Genomic DNA, 19083 nt, shown 5'->3' with positions numbered 1-19083 from the left:
CTTTAGGCCAACATAAAGTCTAGCTTACGCTACCTATCGCCGCGTCCCTAATCACCTGACGAGTTATTCATGACGCATACCGCTTCAGCATTGGTCGCTTACGCTTTAGGTCTCCCGTCGCTGTAACAACACCCCACACTCACAGTGGTCGGTAAACGGAAACTGGTCAAATAGCGCAAAGCGTTCTATCTGATGGGTGTTGGTCAGTATGGTCAAATTTTCAGCTAACGTGGCGGGGTTGCATGAAATATAGACGATCTGAGCATACTCGCTGAGCTGTTCACAGCTCTGCTCATCCAAACCGGCCCGAGGCGGGTCCACCAGTACGGTGGAAAAGTCATAGTCATCCAGCCCCATTTCTGCCACACGGCGACCGGCTTTTTCACCCTTTAACGCTTGCGAAAACTCTTCTGCCGACATGCGACCAATTTGCGCGTTCGTTACCCCATTAGCCTCCAGGTTAACGTTGGCACTGGCTACCGACGTACGGGAAATTTCGGTGGCCAATACGCGACGGAAGTTATCCGCCAGGGCAATGGTAAAATTGCCGTTGCCGCAGTAAAGCTCGACTAAATCCTTATGAGAATTCTGCTGCTCCTGTCCCGCCGTCACTTCGCGCGCCCAGCTCAGCATTTTTTGGCAAATATGCGCATTGGGCTGAGTGAAGCTGTTCTCGACCTGCTGATAGTGCAACGTGCGACCATCCAGCTCTAGCCGCTCCCATACGTGGTCACGGGTCAGCACGAGGCGCTGCTTGCGGGAACGACCAATGATCATGATGTCCAGCTCGGCTTCCAGTGCACGGGCTTCGCGCTCCCACTCTTCGCCTAAGGGGCGATGGTAAATCAGTGTGACCAGGGCTTCGCCCGACAACGTGGTTAAAAACTCTACCTGAAACAGCTTGCGGCGCAGCTCGTCAGACTCAAGGCAGGCCTCGCGTAGTTGCGGCATTAGCTGGTTAATTCGTTCACTAGCGACTGCATACTGATCTAACCGAATCACACGCTTGTTCTTCGGGTTCTCCGGATCTACCTCAAACATGGCGTAAAAGAGGTCCTCCTCTTCGTGCCAAATACGGAACTCGCAGCGCTGGCGGTAATAGCCCGGCGGCGATTCAAATACTTCCAGTGCCGGTGGCTTGAATGGCGCGAATAACGTTTCCAGATAGTCACGCTTGGCGGCCAACTGCTCAGCATAGCGTTCAGGTTCTACGACAGGGATAGCCAAGGCTGCTCCTCTTAAATTCAATCCAGGACGATTAAGGGTAGGGTTATTCAGCGACGCGCTGCGATGCGTCTATGTTCATTAACTGGGTCAAGTAACTGGGTCAAGTAACTGGGGTGCCTTAAAACCATAACGCGCCAGGCCAGCGGTCAGATTAACGGCGGGCGCTGATGTGAAGCAGCGGCCATCTTGCTGATCGCTCGTTAATTCATCAACCACGTGCGCTACTCGTCGGGCAATGGCATCGCCGGAGTCAATCCATTGCAGCGGTTCAGGCGCAAGCTGCTCAAGCCACGGCTTAAGCAGTGGGAAATGGGTGCAACCCAACACCACGGTATCCAAAGCAGGATACGCTGCTGACGAGGAGGCGGCTTGCCACAGCGGTGCTAATGCCGCCTGCATACGGTCAATATTGGGCGGGATACCCGCCAAGTACGCTTCTGCCTCGATCACCAGGGCATCAGCGGCGACGCGGGTGATCATACAGTCGCTGGCAAAGTTATCAATCAGGCGCTGAGTATAGGGCCTACCCACAGTTGCTTTAGTCGCCAGCAGCCCAATATGGCGTGTTTGGCTAATGGCCGCAGCTGGCTTGATAGCAGGTACGGTGCCTACGACGGGAATCTCTAGCAGCTCGCGTAAGTTCTCCAATGCCAGTGTGCTTGCGGTATTGCAGGCGACGACCAGCACACTAGGTTGGCATGCCCTGACAGCGGCTTGGCAGACTGCGACGATGCGCTCGGCTAGCACTGCATCATCGCGCAGCCCGTAGGGCAGCCAAGCATTATCGCAGGCGTAGCACATGGCAGCATCAGGATAGTGCTGACGCAGCGACTGCGCCACGGACAGGCCGCCGACACCAGAATCAAAAATTAACACGGGGCCTTTCATGGCTCTCTCTGCATCCATGACACTCTCTGCATCATTGTCCTGCTTCTTTTAACACGATTAAAATGGCCGACGATTGAACCGTTACCACAAAAACGGGGCCGCTAGTTTAGCATGCCCCGTTCGTGAATTTATTCATCGTCATGACAACGCGACCGTTAACCGCGTACCGCTATACATTAGGAACATCGGCACCGCGCAGATCCGCATAGAGTTCAGGATAAGCCTGCTGCAGGCGTTCTAATTCCTGTTCAGCGCCTTCGGGGAGCGCCTGGCGCAGTTCTTCCATATCTTCCTGGCTAAAGTGCTCATCAATGAGCGGGAACAGCCCTTCTCGCTCATGGCGCAGATAAGCACGGTGGGCCTCTAAGTAGGCTTTCAGGTCATCGGCAAAACGATCCATGGGCAGTACGTTATCCATTAAGATCATGTCAATATCGTTGGATAAGCGCTGCAGGCGTGGTTTTAGCTCCCGGTATTCATCGGCCATCTTTTCGGTAACCGCACTGTGCTCGGGGGCTTGGGTTTGTAACCGTTCCACGCAGACCCGCTCTAGCGGCGTCGCAAAGCCGTCCATATAAGACAAAATATAATCGACCACCTCGCGCATGAGTTGGAAATTGGGTCGCTCACCCTGGTCGAGGGTTTTATGCTTTAGCTGCAGCACATGGAGTAATCTCGCCATGTTGGCATGATCTAGACGTAGTTGGTTTAACATCGAACCGTCTCCTTTGTTGTGTCATGCCTGCCGCCAAGCCTTAGCGTTTGACAGCATGCGATCGTAAGCGTGTGGTAACAAGAACGTTTTATCGCTAGAACATATCCTATCGTGAGCTTGTCGTAACTAACGAGTTTTTCAAAATTACTGTTAACGATGACTGTTAAAATCGGCTGTGAACTTACAACGGCTATCAACAACCTTGCCCCTATGAGGGTATCCTAGCAAATGTATCTTTCCGAAGGGTTACGCCAAAGGTAGTTCGCTAAGGCACGATTTACCATCGACACTTGGTGGCGCTTTGTTGCTTAACGTCTCGATTTATAATGGAAGCTCACATGGATTTATTTGATAGCGCTCAGGCGGTACCTGCTGACGACGCCCCGTTAGCCTTTCGCATGCGCCCACGCCAGTTGGACGATTACGTAGGTCAGCAGGCGTTGGTAGGGCCGGATAAACCTCTACGCCGTATGGCGGAATCCGGGGTGGTGCGCTCGATGATTCTGTGGGGGCCACCAGGCGTTGGCAAAACCACGCTGGCAGAGCTATTGGCCCGGGCCTCCCAAGCGCATCTTGAACACCTCAGCGCAGTGATGGCTGGGGTAAAAGAGATACGCGCCGTGGTAGAACGTGCCCAGCAAATGTCATCAACCGTTATCCTCTTTTTAGATGAGATTCACCGTCTCAACAAGAGCCAACAGGATGCCCTTCTCCCCCATGTGGAGTCAGGGCTGCTAACGCTGATTGGTGCCACTACCGAAAACCCTTCGTTTGAAGTCAACTCGGCGCTGCTCTCACGTGCACGGGTTTACGTGCTGAAATCGCTCACCCAGGAGGAGTTAATCACGGTGATGCGTCAGGCACTTAGCGACGTTGAACGCGGTCTCGGCAAGCGGGATATCCACGTTGATGACGACGTTTTAAATGCCCTGGCCCACGCCAGTGCAGGCGATGCCCGCCGGGCGCTGGGGCTGTTGGAAACCGCCTGCGATTTCGCTACTCAGGAAGCGGGCCGGGAAGTGCTGCATAAAGAAGTATTAGCGGATGTGATCGGCCATCAGGCCAGCGCCTTTGATAAACAAGGTGACGCTTACTACGACCTGCTTTCGGCGATTCATAAATCAATCCGCTCTTCACGCCCTAACGCTGCGCTGCTGTATATGGCGCGCTTTATGCAGGGCGGGGGCGACCCGCTGGATGTCGTTCGCAGGCTGACCGCCATTGCTTCAGAAGACGTCGGCAACGCTGACCCCCGCGCCCTACCGCTGGTGATAGCGGCCTGGGATGCCTACCTGCGGCTTGGCGATTACGAAGGCCAGCGGGCGATTGCCCATGCAGCGATTCATTTGGCGGTAGCACCCAAAAGCAACCGCATTGACCGCGCCTGGAGTGAAGCCAAGCAGTACGTACGCCAGCAGCCCCAAGTGGAGGTGCCGACTTACCTGCGCAACGCACCGACCAAGCTGATGGAACAACTGGGACATGGTGAAGGCTACCGTTATGCGCATAATGAGCCCGACGGCTACCCAGCGGGCAGTGCTCATGATTGCTGGCCTGAAGAGTTACCTAAAGCGACGTTCTTTAAACCGAGTACTTTCGGCCAGGAGAAACGTTTTGGGGAAATAATGGCGTGGCGGGAAAGTCGAGACCAGGAAACAGATCAGGCGCCCTAAGGCGCCTGATCGTTTCTTCACATTTCTTCGCGGATAACATCCGTCCCTTCAGGGATCTCAAAATCGAACATGCTCTGATCAATATTGCTGTTGCTAGTAATATTGCTAAAGGTAATCGCGGTACGCTGCCCGGTGCTGTCCATCATCCACAACTCAGTTAGGCTGTCTTCATCAAACACCATGCTTAACTCTTCAAACAGCGTATCGACAGAGATAGGCACCAGAGTAAAGACGTCTTCACCGCCATCCTGTTCGTAGAAAACCTCATAGCTATCGGTTAACTCGTCAACGCTTCCTGACAATAGCAGCGCGGGCGTATGCGTTACGCGTTCATCCATCGCTTGAACGGTGACTTGTTCAAGGTCGGGATCGTACAAATAGACATCATCGCCATCGGAAACCACGGTTTGAGAGTATGGGGCTTCCACTTCCCAACGCAGCAAGCCGGGACGGGACAACCACATTTCACCACGTGCACTTTGTAGGCGTTCGCCGCTGCTATCCAAAATCTGCTGTTCAAAAGCGGCTTGATAGTTTTCAAGCGGATCTAAGCGCTCAGTTAACCGTTCAGCGGCATCATCCGCCCATACCGGCGCGCCAAATGTTAAACCCAAGGCGCTTGCGGCAAATGCCAGCGATGAAGGTCTTCTTGCTTGCGTATCGCGCATATACTCTCCCTAGGCAACCATTGCCAAATCAAATATCCATGACCAAAACAATTACCCATTGCTCAATAGTCAATCAGTGCGGTCAGCTTAACCGTTCATGCCTAACTCAGAAAACCATGCCTAACTCAGAAACCATGCCTAACTCAGACGAGTCACCGTCAGACGAGAAAAACGCCGCAAGGTTTCAACTGCGGCGCTACTTTCACGCTTATTGCATAATTGTGCTCGGTTAATGGCCTACCGGTGGCGGCGCAAGCACTTCCCGTGCGCCGTTAGTGCCCATAGAGGTCACCACGCCAGCCCCTTCCATGGCTTCAACCAAGCGCGCCGCCCGGTTATAGCCGATCTTAAAGCGACGCTGCACCGCGGAAATCGAGGCTTTGCGTGTTTCAGTAACGAACTGGACAGCTTCATCGTAGAGCGCATCCTGTTCGGCATCGTCACCATCGCCCCCTTCGGCTTCAAGGCCAGTTAAAGCATCAGCAGAGACCCCACCAGAAAGAATTTCCTCGATATACTCCGGCGCGCCACGGCGCTTCCAGTCATCGACCACCCGGTGCACTTCGTCGTCATCCACAAACGCACCGTGGATACGATTAGGCGGTCCAGATCCGGCCGGAAGATAGAGCATATCGCCATGCCCCAGCAGGCTTTCAGCACCGCCCTGATCGAGAATGGTGCGCGAATCAATGCGTGAAGAAACCTGAAACGCCATCCGCGAAGGGATGTTGGCTTTGATGAGGCCTGTCACGACATCTACCGAAGGCCGCTGAGTCGCCAGAATCAAATGGATACCAGCAGCGCGCGCCTTTTGCGCTAGGCGCGCAATCAACTCTTCGACCTTTTTGCCAACGATCATGAACATGTCGGCAAATTCGTCGATTACCACCACGATATAGGGCAGCTTTTCCAACACAGGGTGCGGTTGATGTACTTCCCAGGGTTGCGGCTCCCAGAGCGGGTCTGCCACTTGCGCACCGGCGCGTTCGGCTTCATCCAAGCGGCCATTGAAGCCCGCAATATTACGCACCCCCATGGCCGCCATTAGCTTATAGCGGCGCTCCATTTCAGCCACGCACCAGCGCAGGCTGTTAGCCGCCTCTTTCATATCGGTCACTACGGGCGCCAACAAATGAGGAATGCCGTCGTAGACAGACAGCTCCAGCATCTTTGGATCGACCATGATCAGCTTCAACTCGCTGGGCTTCGCTTTAAGCAGCATCGAAATCAGCATGGCGTTAACACCCACCGATTTACCCGAACCTGTCGTACCCGCCACCAACAGGTGGGGCATTTTACCCAGGTTGGCCACGACAGGGCTGCCGCCAATATCCTGGCCGAGCGCCATGGTCAGCGGCGACGTTTCCTGCTGGTAACGGTCGGAATCGATGACTTCGCGCAGGCGAATCATGGCGCGATTGGGGTTGGGTATTTCAATCCCCACTGTCGGGCGCCCTGGAATAACCTCCACTACACGCACACTCTTCACCATCAGTGAACGTGCCAAGTCTTTCGCCAGGTTGCTGATTTTTGAAACCTTGACACCCGCAGCAGGCTTAATCTCAAAGCGCGTGATAACCGGCCCAGGCCAGGTATCGACGACTTCGGCTTTGACCCCGTATTCACGCAGCCGCACCTCCAGCAGTTCAGCCATATCGGCCAATTGCTCGTCGGTGTAATTCGGCTGATGTGGCTCTGCAGGCGTTAGTAGCTGCAGGCTTGGCACTTCACCTTCGGGTTCGTCCATGGTTTCAAAGGCAGGCCGCTGGCTCTGCAAATGCTCCACGGTCCAAAGTGTGGGGCCTTCATCGGCTTCTGACGTGCTCTCATCAGGCGCGAAGGTGGGTTCCTGTCGCGCTGCTGGTGTCGGCGGCGGTGTAGGTATTGAGCGCGCTTCACCAGCTCGGTCTGCCTGGTATAGCTCGTCGTCCGTTTCCTCATCGTACATTTCTTCATCGTCCCAAACGGGCTCAGGGACAACCTCAGCGACACGTTCAGGTTTACGTGCAGGCACTGGCTGAGGCACAGATGATTCAGGCTCGCGTATACCGGGGTGTGGCTCGCCGGTAAGTGAAGGCTCACTACGGCGTTCAATCGACGTATCCTGAATATACTCTGTCTTAACAGGCGCTTCGTCGCTGACAAATTCGCCACTAACATGTTCGTCACTGGCACGTTCGTCTCTGGCACGTTCGTCACTGACAAAGAAGCTACTTGCAGCGGGTGCCGATGACTCTTCTTGGCGTGTTGCACGCAGAGGGAAGGAGGTATCGTGCTCCTTAGGCTCTTCAGTAGGTTCAGGCGTTACCGGCGTTGTATCAGCCTGCACAAAGGCATTTTCCCGCGGCATAGGCGACGCTACGCTTTCTGTCTCTTCTTCCAACTTATTGGCTGGTGGCACTGGCGTTTTTTCAGATGCTTTGATCGATGGCTCGACGTCAGGTGCGGGTGTTTTAGCCGGCACGTGCTTATTGCTTGAAAACGCTGCAGCTTCCCAAGGAATTGAGGTATCGGTCGCTTCGTGACCTTCTAGAGTATTACCTGAGTTATCCGTGGCGCTGTCATCAAGCGGCATGGAGAAGCCCGGTTCACGCCGTTCACGCCCACCGCTGTTTTTACTCACCGATTCAGACGTAGGCTGAGCCGCCACCGGCGCCACATCAGGTTTAACGGCAACGGGTTCAGCTTTCGTTTTAGCGTTAGCTTCAGGTGTAGCCTGAGCTTTCGGCGCAGGCTGGGCGGTTTTAGCCGCTGCACGCTGTGCTGCTCGCATCCGACTGGCTTGCCGACGTGCCGCCAGCCAACCGCCCAGGCGACAAATCCGCTTGCCGATTTCATCCGCCACCTGCAGCCATGACATACCGCTAAAGAGCGGAAAGCCGCTTAGAATCAATGCCGCAGCGATTAGCCCTACGCCACCACTACTGACCAGCGGCCTAAGCGCGCCAACCAACCCTTCGCCTAAAATACCGCCCGAAGCGTAGGGAAGCATGCTATCAGGATGATAAAAGTGCAGCGCGCCTAGCATGGTGGTGCCAAAAATCAGCAATACCAACCCACCCGCGTGCACGGCAATCGCAACAGGGTCGAGTTCAAAGCGCACTTGGCGTGAGCGAATCAACCACCAAGCGGCGAAACCAAACATACCCGGCCACCAAAGTGCACTGGCACCGAGCAATGAATAGAGCACATCTGCTAACCAGGCTCCCACCTGCCCCATCCAGTTACGTACATCTGTTTCCGGCCCCTGGTAAGACCAGCCGGGATCAGAGGGGTGGTAGCTAAATAACGCTAATAATAAAAACACACACAGCGCAAGCAGTATCACCACTACGCCTTCGCGCACAGAGCCTTGTAAGCGCAGGCCAAAACGACGAGCCTTATCCTTCGCGGCGTTAACGCGCGCAGAAGAAGCCGATGATGGTGTTTGACGCGCGCTACGCTGCGTTCGCTTGTTTACTGCTTTAGTCACTTTCAAGCGAGTCTCCCTTTACACCTCAATGGCGTCTTTAATCCACTTGCGAGTTTGCATGATACCGAGCATCCTTTCGCCGTCACAGAGCCTCTCGTTAAGCGCTCAGTACAAGAACGTCGTATCAGGAGCAAATAATGCTACCTTGGCTTTCCTCGCCATATCCTAGCTTTCCATCTACATCTAGGGCCCTGAATTCTCCCAACGGCCTGCTGGCTGCCGGTGGAGAGCTTTCCCCCGCCTGGCTGGTAGAAGCCTACCGGCAAGGAATATTTCCATGGTTCAGCGATGACGACCCCATTTTATGGTGGAGCCCTGACCCGCGCATGATACTCCTACCTGAACAATTTAAGCAGCGTCGTAGTCTAACAAAACGAATTCGCCATGGTGGCTTTCATGTCACCTTGGATCAACACTTCAACCATGTTATTCAAGCCTGTGCTGCACCACGTGGTGAGGAGGCTGGTACTTGGATTACTGACGAAATGCACGACGCCTACAGCCTGCTACATACGCTGGGCATTGCCCACAGTATTGAAATTCATCAAGACGGTCACTTGGTAGGCGGACTGTATGGCATCGCCATGGGCCCGGTGTTTTTCGGCGAATCAATGTTTTCCCGTGTACCCGATGCTTCTAAGGTGGCACTGGCACACCTAGCCAGAGCCATGCGTGAACATGGCGGCAAACTCATCGACTGCCAAATGCATACCCCCCACTTAGCTAGCCTGGGCGCTATTACAGTCGCCCGCGAGGCATTCATCAACTATCTTAAGGACTGGTTGCCCGACAAGGCGTTCACCTTATCATCCATTGAGGCCCCGGCTGTTCCCGCGTCGCTCTGGTTGAATGCGATTGCCGCCGAGGGTAACGCAAAGGGATGAATTCATTCTGTTTCAACCATTTTTTATAACGAGGAGGCAAGCTGTGAGCAGTAACACGCCGCGTCGCCCGGTGCGGGATTTGCGCTTCTTCCTTACCGTGCCTCATGCTTGTAGCTACCTACCCGGCAGGGAAGCAACGACGTTGTTTCTCGACCCTCAGGAGTCGCCCGTGCCTGGGGTCTATGACTCGCTGGCCTTGTTAGGATTTCGGCGCAGCGGGCGCCACCTTTATCGCCCTCACTGTGAAGGCTGCGACGCCTGCAGATCGGTGCGCATTCCGGTTGAACAGTTTGCAGCCAATCGCACTCAGCGTAAAATCTGGCGGCGCAATGCTGATATTAATATCCGCATCATGCCCGCTCACTTTGCGTCACGTCACTATGCACTTTATGCTGACTATATTCACCAACGCCACGCCGACGGGGATATGTATCCACCTAGCCGTGAGCAGTACCGCACCTTTCTTACCCTTGATGAGCCCTATGCGCATCTTATGGAAATGTACCTTGACGACGACTTGATCGGGGTAGCTGCGTTTGACCAACTGGAGCACGGGCTTTCGGCAATTTACACATTTTTTGCCGTTAGTGAAGAGCTGGATAAGCGCTCATTAGGCACCTTTGCTATTCTTCAGCTCATTGAGCTCTGCCGAGAAAAAGCGCTGCCGCACCTATATTTAGGGTATTGGATCGAAGAGTGCCGTAAGATGCGATATAAACAGGCTTTTGCGCCGCTGGAAATGCTCGATGGGCGCCATTGGCGACAGTTAATTCGTTAAACACGTCAGCTTTTTTGCCTTGACGGCGGGCTTACGGCACAATATAGCGCTGTTTCTTGAGCGCTTACCTAGCAGCACTCAAATTCTAACCGATTGTGATATTACTAACTCATCAGTGAGGAAATGCCTATATGGCACGCGAAGATCATATTGAAATGGAAGGCGTCATCGTCGATACCCTTCCGAATACCATGTTTCGTGTTGAGCTGGAAAACGGTCACGTTGTTACCGCTCACATCTCCGGCAAAATGCGCAAAAATTATATCCGCATTCTGACTGGGGATAAGGTAAAAGTAGAGCTGACGCCTTACGATCTCTCCAAAGGCCGTATCGTTTACCGCTCGCGCTAAACACGACTGTACGCGCTAACGTTGCTCTCGCTAAAACAACAACGCCCCGTCGAAGACAGGGCGCTGCGTTTTACGGCAACCACTATAATTAGGTGGTTGGCTCAGGCGGTCTTAGCGCCCTTTTCAGGGCGCATCGGCCATTTCAGCTTCTGTAGAAAGGTGTAATTCCCCCTCTTCCAGGCTGACGTGAACAATACCGCCGTGCTCTGCCAACTCGCCAAACAATATCATTTCGGCTAATGGCTTCTTCAGCTTCTCTTGAATGAGGCGCGCCATTGGGCGTGCACCCATGTCAGGATCGTAACCTTTGTCGGCCAGCCAATCCCGCGCCATATCGTCCACATCCAGTTGAACACGCTTCTCATCCAGTTGCGCCTGCAGTTCGATCAAGAACTTGTCGACCACATTGCGTACCACAGAGACCGGTAACGCATGGAACTGGATAATGCCATCCAAACGGTTGCGGAACTCGGGCGAGAAGGTGCGACGAATCACTTCCATCGCATCGGTTGAGTGGTCTTGATGCTGGAAACCAATCGAACGACGCGATGCCTGCTCAGCTCCGGCGTTAGAAGTCATGATGACGATAACGTGGCGGAAGTCGGCTTCGCGACCGTTATTATCCGTCAAGCGGCCATGGTCCATGACCTGCAACAGCAGGTTAAAGACTTCTGGATGCGCCTTCTCAATCTCGTCCAACAGCAGCACACAGTGAGGTTGCTTGGTAACCGCTTCGGTTAACAGACCACCCTGGTCATAACCGACGTAGCCAGGAGGCGCACCAATCAAGCGTGATACGGTGTGCCGCTCCATGTACTCGGACATATCAAAGCGCACCAGTTCAATGCCCATGATATGCGCAAGCTGCTTGGCCACTTCGGTTTTACCCACACCTGTCGGCCCGGCAAACAGGAAGCTACCGACGGGTTTGTCAGGCGACTTAAGCCCTGCCCGCGAAAGCTTAATGGCCGCAGAAAGGCTATCAATCGCTTCATCCTGACCAAAGACCAGCATTTTCAGATCACGGTCGAGCTTTTCAAGCAGCTTGCGATCGGAGCTTGAAACACTCTTCGGCGGAATACGCGCAATCGACGCCACCACGGCTTCCACTTGCTCAACGTCGATCGTTTTGGCACGCACTTCCGGCGGCAACAGACGCTGATGCGCACCCGCCTCATCAATCACATCAATTGCCTTGTCGGGCAGGAATCGATCATTGATGTAGCGATCTGCCAAACGCGCCGCACTTTCTAACGCGCCGTCGGTATATTTGAGCTCGTGGTGCTCTTCAAAGCGTGAACGCAAGCCTTTGAGGATTTTAATGGTGTCATCCACAGACGGCGCCAACACATCCACTTTTTGGAAGCGGCGTGCCAGGGCGCGATCTTTCTCGAAGATACCGCGGAATTCTTGGAATGTTGTCGAGCCAATACAGCGCAGCTCGCCCGAGGAGAGTAGCGGCTTGAGCAGGTTCGACGCATCCATTACACCACCGGAAGCGGCGCCCGCACCGATGACGGTATGGATTTCATCAATGAAAAGCACGGCGTTAGGCTGTTTACGAAGCTCGCCCAGCAGGCTCTTAAGGCGCTTTTCAAAATCCCCGCGGTATTTCGTACCAGCAAGCAGCGCGCCCATATCCAGTGAGTAGACCACCGCATCGGCAATCACGTCGGGTACGTCTTCTTCCACAATACGCTTGGCCAGGCCTTCGGCAATCGCGGTTTTACCCACGCCTGCCTCACCCACCAACAGCGGGTTATTTTTACGCCGCCGCGCCAAAATTTGTACTACGCGCTCAAGCTCATGATCGCGACCAATCAGCGGATCAATTTTGCCTAGCCGCGCCTGTTCATTCAAATTGGTGGCGTAGCCGGTAAGCGGATGCGCAGCGCCTTCACTGCCGCCCTCTTCTGCGTCTTCGCTTTCAGATGAAGACGGGGAAGGTGACGGACCGTGCCCAGCCACTTTAGAGATACCGTGGGCAATATAATTAACCGCATCAACACGGGCGACACTTTGCTGTTTAAGGAAGTAAACCGCCTGACTCTCCTGCTCGGAGAAGATGGCTACCAGCACATTTGCGCCGGATACTTCGCTTTTACCAGATGACTGGACGTGGAATACCGCACGCTGTAAAACGCGTTGGAAACCAAGCGTAGGCTGTGTTTCTCGATCACCCTGACCTTCTGGGATCAGCGGGGTAGTCGAGTTAATAAAATCCTGCAGATCGGACCGCAGCTTGTCGAGGTTAGCCCCGCAGGCCTTCAGTACGTCTACCGCTGAGGCATTATCCAGCAACGCTAGCAGCAGGTGCTCAACGGTCATAAACTCATGGCGCTTGGAGCGCGCCACGGTAAAGGCCGTGTTCAGGGTCATTTCAAGTTCTTTGCTCAGCATGGCAGTCCCCTTTTCGCTACTACCTAGGGCGTATCGCCACCTAGGGCTTGACGTCGGATCAGTTTAATCGATCAATACTCTCAACATCGGGTACAAATGGCACGGTTGCAAGCCTCACCACCAATTATTTCTCAACGTTTTTAATTGGCAGCCTCAATATCACTTATTAACGGATGCTCACACTCCCGGGCGTACTCGTTTACCTGGTAACTTTTGGTTTCCGCTATATCGCGAGTAAACACGCCGCAAGTGCCCTTTCCTTGGGTATGTACCGCGAGCATGACCTGGACGGCCGTCTCGCTATCCATGTTGAAAAAACCTTGCAGTACTTCAATGACGAATTCCATCGGCGTGTAATCGTCGTTATGAAGCACTACCTTATAAAGTGGCGGTTGCGCCAGCGCTGGTTCCGCCGGCTGCACCGCTATATCATCATCTTCATCGGGCATATCAGGTCGCGTCATTCCCGCATAAGCAGGCAAATTGACCCAATATGAACTCTCTAGGTTGGACATAAGCAGCACGGTTGGTTGTCTCAAAGCTGACCGATAAAAGGGTCTAGGTAAAAGACTCCTTTCTAAGACGCCCACGATCAGCAAGGGTTCATGGAAAGTTCAAAATATCACACTGCAAAAGACATAAAACCCCCGCCCGCCAAGCGGACGGGGGTGACAGGGCTCACCAAAGAGTTCGCTGTTAGCCTTTCGCGACCAGTGCCAACGTTTCGTTAAGCGTTTTACTGGGACGCATTACTTTGCCCGTTAACGCATGGTCAGGGTGGTAGTAACCACCAATATCGGTAGGCTGGCCCTGCACACTGTTAAGCTCATCGATAATGGTCGCTTCTTTGGCCTGCAACTGCTCAGTTAAGCGCCCAAATAGCGTTTTCATCTCGCTATCGTCATTCTGTTCAGCCAAGGCTTCTGCCCAGTATAGCGCTAAATAGAAATGGCTACCGCGATTGTCGATTTCACCAACCTTGCGCGAAGGTGACTTGTTGCTATCCAGGAATTTGCCGTTCGCCTGGTCGAGCGCTTTGGCCAGCATTTTCGCCCGGGCGTTATCAAAGGTGCTGCCCAGGTGTTCAAGCGAGGCGGCCAAGGCCAGGAATTCACCCAGCGAATCCCAACGCAGGTGGTTCTCTTCCAACAGCTGTTGAACGTGCTTGGGCGCTGAACCGCCCGCGCCGGTTTCAAACAGGCCACCGCCATTCATCAACGGTACGATTGAGAGCATCTTGGCGCTGGTGCCGAGCTCCATGATCGGGAACAGGTCGGTCAGATAATCGCGCAGTACGTTACCGGTGACGGAGATAGTGTCTTCGCCTTTGCGGATACGCTCAAGCGAGAAGCGCATCGCCTCTTCCGGCGCCATGATGCGGATATCCAGACCAGCGGTGTCGTGATCTTTCAAGTAGCGTTCTACTTTCTTGATTAACTGGGCATCGTGGGCGCGCTGGGCGTCCAGCCAGAAGATAGCAGGCGTGCCGCTTTCGCGAGCACGATTCACGGCCAGTTTCACCCAATCGCGAACCGGAGCATCCTTGGTTTGGCACATACGCCAAATGTCGCCCTGTTCAACGCTGTGTTCAAGCACGACGTTACCACCGGCATCCGTAACACGCACCGTGCCGTCGGTGGGAATCTGGAACGTTTTATCGTGAGAGCCGTACTCTTCGGCTTTCTGCGCCATCAGGCCAACGTTAGGGACGCTACCCATGGTGGTCGGATCAAAGGCGCCGTGCTGCTTGCAGTCTTCGATCACGGTTTGGTAGATGCCTGCGTAGCAACGATCCGGAATCACCGCTTTGACGTCGTGAAGCTGATCGTCGGCGCCCCACATTTTGCCGGAGTCGCGGATCATCGCTGGCATAGAAGCATCGATGATCACATCGCTGGGCACATGCAGGTTAGTGATGCCCTTGTGGGAGTTCACCATGGCCAGACGTGGACGCTCGGCATATAGCGCCTGGATTTCATTTTCAATTTCGGTTTGGCGCTGTTCAGGCAGCGACTTAATCGCCGAGTAAAGGTCACCAATACCGTTATTGGGATCAAAGCCCGCCTGCTGCAAATCATCCGCATATTTGCTCAGCACGTCCTGATAAAATTCGCTGACCACCATGCCGAACATGATCGGATCAGAGACTTTCATCATGGTTGCTTTCAGGTGCAGCGAAAACAGCACGTCTTTGGCTTTCGCATCAGCGACTTCATCGGCCACAAAACGACGCAGCGCGTTACGGCTCATCACAGCACCGTCGACCACTTCGCCTTCAAGCACAGACGTTTTCTGTTTAAGAACCTGGGTGCTGCCGTCTTTAGCCACCAACTCAATTTTAAGATCAGTGGCTTTTTCAATCAGTGCCGACTTTTCACTACCGTAAAAGTCACCCTCACTCATGTGCGCGACGTGGGATTTAGAATCGCTGCTCCACTCGCCCATACGGTGCGGGTATTTGCGGGCGTAGTTTTTAACCGACAGCGGGGCGCGGCGATCAGAGTTACCTTCCCGCAACACGGGATTAACGGCGCTGCCTTTGGTTTTGTCGTAACGCGCCTGAATGTCTTTCTCTTCATCATTTTTCGGCGCTTCCGGGTAGTCAGGAAGCTTGTAACCTTGCTGCTGTAGTTCTTTGATCACCGCCTTTAACTGGGGCAGCGAGGCACTGATATTGGGTAATTTGATGATATTAGCTTCTGGGGTCTTGGTCAGTTCGCCAAGCTCTGCCAGGTGATCGCCGATCTGTTGCTCTTCACTCAGGTAGTCAGGGAACTGAGAGATGATCCGAGCGGCCAGAGAAATATCACGCGTCTCTACCTGAATACCTGCAGAATCGGTGAATGCATCAATAATCGGCAACAGGGAGTGTGTCGCGAGCGCAGGGGCTTCGTCGGTGAGCGTGTAGATGATCTTCGGCGTTTTGGTCATTTTTGCGTTAACCTCTCTTGTCACTAAAATTGCAAGGAACCTGATTGCAAGGAATCTTGAGCGGAGCGCGAACTCAGCGATGTGCGCCCCAGCAGCTAGGCCGGAGTATACCAGCGCTGCACTTCATGCGCATGAGGGATGTACCTATACGCCAAGGGCAAAGAGTAACGAGATGTCATGAGCAACCTCTATTTATTGCACAAGCCTTTTCACGTATTGAGCCAGTTTAGTGACCGCGAAGGACGCCAAACGCTGGCTCACTATATTGATGTAAAAGATATTTATCCTGCCGGGCGGCTTGACTACGATTCTGAAGGTCTGCTGCTGCTCAGCGATGACGGCGAATTGATTCACCGCATCTCTCACCCGCGCCATAAGCAGCCCAAAACCTACTGGGCCCAGCTCGAAGGACACATAGATGACGCAGCACTAAAGGCGCTACGCCAGGGCATTGTGCTTAAAGACGGCCCAACACAGCCAGCCAAGGCGCGCAGGATAGCGCCACCCGTTACCGCAACGCGCCAACCGGCCATCGACCCCAAGCGGCACCCATCGACCAGTTGGCTGGAGCTAACCATCAGCGAAGGCCGTAACCGCCAAGTAAGGCGCATGACCGCGCATGTCGGCTTTCCCACGCTGCGTTTGATTCGTATGGCGATTGGCCCCTGGCGGTTAGACGATTTAATGCCTGGCGAGTGGCGCAAAGAAACACTACACGCCCCCCGGCCTGCCAATACGCACTCCCGACAACGAGCACGGCCCACCGCCAAACGCAGGAAGCCATTATGAACCTTATTCACAGTACGGCGGCCTGTGTTATTCAGCAGGGAGAACGCTACTTAATGGTGGAGGAACAGCGCGGTGGACCCACCAGCGTGTTTAACCAGCCCGCCGGGCATATCGAACCCGGCGAAGGCCCCATTGAAGCTGTTCTGCGTGAGGTTCAAGAAGAGACTGCCTGGCAGGTATCGCTCACCAGTTACCTTGGGCTGTATATTTTTCATACCGATGGCGGGCAAACGTTCCATAGCCACGGCTTTATTGCCGAGCCACTTACCCCGCTCAACCTCCCTCTTGACCCCGATATCATCGCCACGCACTGGCTCACTCTTGAGCAGATTCGTGCCTTGGATCAACAGGCGCGGCTACGTAGTCCGCTAGTACTCAAACGTATCGAAGATGCTCTCAGCGGGCCTCGTTACCCCCTCAGTGTGATTCGTGAGTGATGTACTCAAAGCAAGCCCCTATCGTGTATAATCACCGCCCAATTGCACGTTGCTTTTTTGCACAGCGTTTTTTTGCACATTACTTCTACTGAGGATGCCTATGCCATCCACTACTGTGCCCAGCACTAACGGCAAAGTGATTGTCGGTATGTCCGGCGGCGTCGATTCATCCGTTTCTGCTCTTCTCCTCATGCAACAAGGCTATGAGGTGGAAGGCCTGTTTATGAAGAACTGGGATGAAGACGACGGCACCGAATACTGTACGGCCAAAGAGGATCTCGCCGACGCCGAGGCCGTTTGCGCCAAACTGGGCATCAAGCTGCACACCGCCAATTTCGCGGCAGAGTACTGGGATAATGTCTTCGAGCACTTTTTAGCCGAATACAAGGCAGGACGCACGCCCAACCCGGACATCCTGTGTAACCGGGAAATCAAATTCAAGGTCTTCCTTGAATACGCTGAGATGCTGGGTGCCGACAAAATTGCCACCGGTCATTATGTAAGGCAAGGCATGCGTGAAGGCAGCCCTCGTCTGCTTAAAGGGCTGGATGGCAACAAAGATCAAAGCTATTTCCTGCATGCGGTGCCGGAAGCCGCCATTGCCCGCACGCTGTTCCCCGTGGGTGAACTGGAAAAGCCCGCTGTGCGCGCGCTAGCCGAACAGTACGAGCTAATTACCGCCAAGAAAAAAGATTCCACCGGCATCTGTTTTATCGGCGAACGGCGCTTTCGCGACTTCCTGCAGCAGTACCTGCCCGCCCAGCCCGGCAAAATCGAAACACCTGAAGGTGATGTGATTGGCGATCATATGGGGCTGATGTATTACACCCTGGGCCAGCGCCAGGGGCTAGGCATTGGTGGGCTCGCCAACTACTCGGAAGAGCCCTGGTACGTGGCAGCGAAGGATCTTGATCGAAACGTGCTCATCGCCGTGCAGGGTAAGCATGATCAACTGCTCTATTCAGATACGTTGGCGACTGAGAAGATGGATTGGGTGGCTGGCGAGCCGCCGGCTCAACAAGGCCGCTTCACCGCCAAGACACGCTACCGGCAAAGCGACTGCAGCTGTGAGATGCGGGTCCTGCCCGACGGCGGCGTTGAGGTCACGTTTGACGATCCCCAGTGGGCCGTTACCCCCGGTCAATCGTTAGTACTTTACGATGGCGACATTTGTTTAGGCGGCGGCGTGATTCGCGCCACTTGGAAAAAAGCCGCGGAGGCTGCTGCATGAATCCGACGACCCCGATTCATCGCGCCCCCGACTCGCCAGCAGCCCGCCAGGCACTAGCCCTGGCAGGTGTCTTTCAAGCCGCCAGTCTGGTTGACGAACTCGCCCGCACGGGTCAGGTCGACCCGCGCGCCTGGGAAACACTGATTGAAGCCACGGTGGATACCAACCCCGAAAGCTTTGAAGCTATCTATGGTGGGCATCCCAATAATTTACGCCGTGGTCTGGATACTTTAGAAGCGCTGGTGGGACGTAAGCAGGCGAACCCCGTCGTACTTCGCTACGGCTTTTCGCTACTCCTGCTGATGAATAAGCTACGTACTAATAGCGACATGATGGATTCGCTCGGCCAACAACTAATCCGTATTCAAGGCCAGGCCGAGCACTTCGGCACTACCCATGAAAATGTGATTGCTAGCCTAGGAGAGGCGTATCAAGAGACGATCTCCACTTTTAAAACCCGGATCGTGGTGCAAGGCGACCCATCGCTGCTGCAAAGTCGCATGATGCCCGAGCGCGTGCGGGCCTGTTTAATGGCGGGTATTCGCTTTGGGTTATTGTGGCACCAGCAAGGCGGGCGTCGCTGGAAGCTGGTATTCCAGCGCAAAGCGCTGCGCCGTGCGCTCGATAGCCTCAGCTAGCT

The 19083-nt window shown here is 54.3% G+C and carries 16 protein-coding genes; 8 read left to right on the top strand and 8 right to left on the bottom strand.

Annotated features, from left to right (window positions below; translation table 11 throughout):
- Nucleotides 1-105 precede the first annotated feature (105 nt).
- The 3 genes from trmA to ACW44H_RS05135 all read right to left on the bottom strand — a co-directional run bounded on the left by trmA (nucleotide 106) and on the right by ACW44H_RS05135 (nucleotide 2830).
- Nucleotides 106-1227: a tRNA (uridine(54)-C5)-methyltransferase TrmA gene (gene trmA, locus ACW44H_RS05145; protein WP_457507417.1), complete on the bottom strand. Its 1122-nt coding sequence runs from the start codon at nucleotides 1225-1227 to the stop codon at nucleotides 106-108.
- Nucleotides 1228-1314: 87 nt separating this feature from the next.
- On the bottom strand, nucleotides 1315-2115 hold the full coding sequence (gene murI, locus ACW44H_RS05140) for a glutamate racemase (RefSeq protein ID WP_457508936.1): 801 nt from the start codon (nucleotides 2113-2115) through the stop codon (nucleotides 1315-1317).
- 169 nt (nucleotides 2116-2284) lie between these two features.
- A complete protein-coding gene (locus ACW44H_RS05135; RefSeq protein WP_113270412.1) occupies nucleotides 2285-2830 on the bottom strand; it encodes a hemerythrin domain-containing protein in 546 nt (181 codons plus the stop codon).
- A 338-nt stretch (nucleotides 2831-3168) separates the two neighbouring features.
- Between ACW44H_RS05135 and ACW44H_RS05130 the strand changes: the two genes are divergently transcribed.
- Nucleotides 3169-4503, top strand: a complete 1335-nt coding sequence (locus ACW44H_RS05130) for a replication-associated recombination protein A (RefSeq protein WP_113270411.1) — start codon at nucleotides 3169-3171, stop codon at nucleotides 4501-4503.
- A gap of 17 nt (nucleotides 4504-4520) precedes the next feature.
- Here ACW44H_RS05130 and lolA read toward each other — a convergent pair whose 3' ends face one another.
- Together lolA and ACW44H_RS05120 are read right to left on the bottom strand one after the other, a co-directional pair.
- A complete protein-coding gene (gene lolA / locus ACW44H_RS05125; RefSeq protein ID WP_113270410.1) occupies nucleotides 4521-5171 on the bottom strand; it encodes an outer membrane lipoprotein chaperone LolA in 651 nt (216 codons plus the stop codon).
- A gap of 229 nt (nucleotides 5172-5400) precedes the next feature.
- Nucleotides 5401-8649, bottom strand: coding sequence for a DNA translocase FtsK 4TM domain-containing protein (locus ACW44H_RS05120; protein WP_457507415.1), 3249 nt, complete (start codon nucleotides 8647-8649; stop codon nucleotides 5401-5403).
- 131 nt (nucleotides 8650-8780) lie between these two features.
- Between ACW44H_RS05120 and aat the strand changes: the two genes are divergently transcribed.
- From aat to infA, 3 genes are all read left to right on the top strand, one after another.
- A complete protein-coding gene (gene aat / locus ACW44H_RS05115) occupies nucleotides 8781-9527 on the top strand; it encodes a leucyl/phenylalanyl-tRNA--protein transferase (RefSeq protein ID WP_457507413.1) in 747 nt (248 codons plus the stop codon).
- A 43-nt stretch (nucleotides 9528-9570) separates the two neighbouring features.
- On the top strand, nucleotides 9571-10305 hold the full coding sequence (locus ACW44H_RS05110; RefSeq protein ID WP_457507411.1) for an arginyltransferase: 735 nt from the start codon (nucleotides 9571-9573) through the stop codon (nucleotides 10303-10305).
- A gap of 131 nt (nucleotides 10306-10436) precedes the next feature.
- Nucleotides 10437-10655, top strand: coding sequence for a translation initiation factor IF-1 (gene infA, locus ACW44H_RS05105; RefSeq protein WP_007111068.1), 219 nt, complete (start codon nucleotides 10437-10439; stop codon nucleotides 10653-10655).
- Between the two features lie 123 nt (nucleotides 10656-10778).
- On the opposite strand, the gene clpA is transcribed toward infA, so the two are convergent.
- From clpA to ACW44H_RS05090, 3 genes are all read right to left on the bottom strand, one after another.
- Nucleotides 10779-13055 carry an ATP-dependent Clp protease ATP-binding subunit ClpA gene (clpA, locus tag ACW44H_RS05100; protein WP_113270407.1) on the bottom strand — a complete coding sequence of 759 codons (2277 nt, stop codon included), beginning with the start codon at nucleotides 13053-13055 and terminating at the stop codon, nucleotides 10779-10781.
- 140 nt (nucleotides 13056-13195) lie between these two features.
- Nucleotides 13196-13504, bottom strand: a complete 309-nt coding sequence (gene clpS / locus ACW44H_RS05095; protein ID WP_447042464.1) for an ATP-dependent Clp protease adapter ClpS — start codon at nucleotides 13502-13504, stop codon at nucleotides 13196-13198.
- A gap of 247 nt (nucleotides 13505-13751) precedes the next feature.
- Nucleotides 13752-15986 (bottom strand): NADP-dependent isocitrate dehydrogenase, encoded by a 2235-nt coding sequence (locus tag ACW44H_RS05090; protein WP_457507408.1) that lies wholly within the window; start codon nucleotides 15984-15986, stop codon nucleotides 13752-13754.
- A gap of 177 nt (nucleotides 15987-16163) precedes the next feature.
- Between ACW44H_RS05090 and ACW44H_RS05085 the strand changes: the two genes are divergently transcribed.
- The 4 genes from ACW44H_RS05085 to hflD all read left to right on the top strand — a co-directional run bounded on the left by ACW44H_RS05085 (nucleotide 16164) and on the right by hflD (nucleotide 19081).
- Nucleotides 16164-16775: a pseudouridine synthase gene (locus ACW44H_RS05085; RefSeq protein ID WP_457507406.1), complete on the top strand. Its 612-nt coding sequence runs from the start codon at nucleotides 16164-16166 to the stop codon at nucleotides 16773-16775.
- A complete protein-coding gene (locus tag ACW44H_RS05080; RefSeq protein WP_457507404.1) occupies nucleotides 16772-17212 on the top strand; it encodes an NUDIX hydrolase in 441 nt (146 codons plus the stop codon). Before ACW44H_RS05085 ends, ACW44H_RS05080 begins: the two co-directional genes overlap by 4 nt.
- Before the next feature lie 100 nt (nucleotides 17213-17312).
- A complete protein-coding gene (gene mnmA, locus ACW44H_RS05075; protein WP_457507402.1) occupies nucleotides 17313-18443 on the top strand; it encodes a tRNA 2-thiouridine(34) synthase MnmA in 1131 nt (376 codons plus the stop codon).
- Nucleotides 18440-19081, top strand: a complete 642-nt coding sequence (hflD, locus tag ACW44H_RS05070; protein WP_457507400.1) for a high frequency lysogenization protein HflD — start codon at nucleotides 18440-18442, stop codon at nucleotides 19079-19081. The genes mnmA and hflD overlap by 4 nt, the downstream gene beginning before the upstream one ends.
- The last annotated feature ends 2 nt before the right edge of the window (nucleotides 19082-19083 follow it).

Source organism: Vreelandella sulfidaeris Esulfide1 (assembly GCF_054072535.1).
This window is presented reverse-complemented; position numbering and strand designations above follow the sequence as displayed.

Excerpts from the sequence above, each read along its gene's own strand:
- clpS (WP_447042464.1), bottom strand. The coding sequence starts at position 13,504 with ATGCCCGATGAAGATGATGATATAGCGGTGCAGCCGGCGGAACCAGCG.
- hflD (WP_457507400.1), top strand. The coding sequence starts at position 18,440 with ATGAATCCGACGACCCCGATTCATCGCGCCCCCGACTCGCCAGCAGCC.
- mnmA (WP_457507402.1), top strand. The coding sequence starts at position 17,313 with ATGCCATCCACTACTGTGCCCAGCACTAACGGCAAAGTGATTGTCGGT.
- ACW44H_RS05130 (WP_113270411.1), top strand. The coding sequence starts at position 3,169 with ATGGATTTATTTGATAGCGCTCAGGCGGTACCTGCTGACGACGCCCCG.
- ACW44H_RS05085 (WP_457507406.1), top strand. The coding sequence starts at position 16,164 with ATGAGCAACCTCTATTTATTGCACAAGCCTTTTCACGTATTGAGCCAG.
- clpA (WP_113270407.1), bottom strand. The coding sequence starts at position 13,055 with ATGCTGAGCAAAGAACTTGAAATGACCCTGAACACGGCCTTTACCGTG.
- murI (WP_457508936.1), bottom strand. The coding sequence starts at position 2,115 with ATGAAAGGCCCCGTGTTAATTTTTGATTCTGGTGTCGGCGGCCTGTCC.
- ACW44H_RS05090 (WP_457507408.1), bottom strand. The coding sequence starts at position 15,986 with ATGACCAAAACGCCGAAGATCATCTACACGCTCACCGACGAAGCCCCT.
- ACW44H_RS05135 (WP_113270412.1), bottom strand. The coding sequence starts at position 2,830 with ATGTTAAACCAACTACGTCTAGATCATGCCAACATGGCGAGATTACTC.
- ACW44H_RS05080 (WP_457507404.1), top strand. The coding sequence starts at position 16,772 with ATGAACCTTATTCACAGTACGGCGGCCTGTGTTATTCAGCAGGGAGAA.
- aat (WP_457507413.1), top strand. The coding sequence starts at position 8,781 with ATGCTACCTTGGCTTTCCTCGCCATATCCTAGCTTTCCATCTACATCT.
- infA (WP_007111068.1), top strand. The coding sequence starts at position 10,437 with ATGGCACGCGAAGATCATATTGAAATGGAAGGCGTCATCGTCGATACC.
- lolA (WP_113270410.1), bottom strand. The coding sequence starts at position 5,171 with ATGCGCGATACGCAAGCAAGAAGACCTTCATCGCTGGCATTTGCCGCA.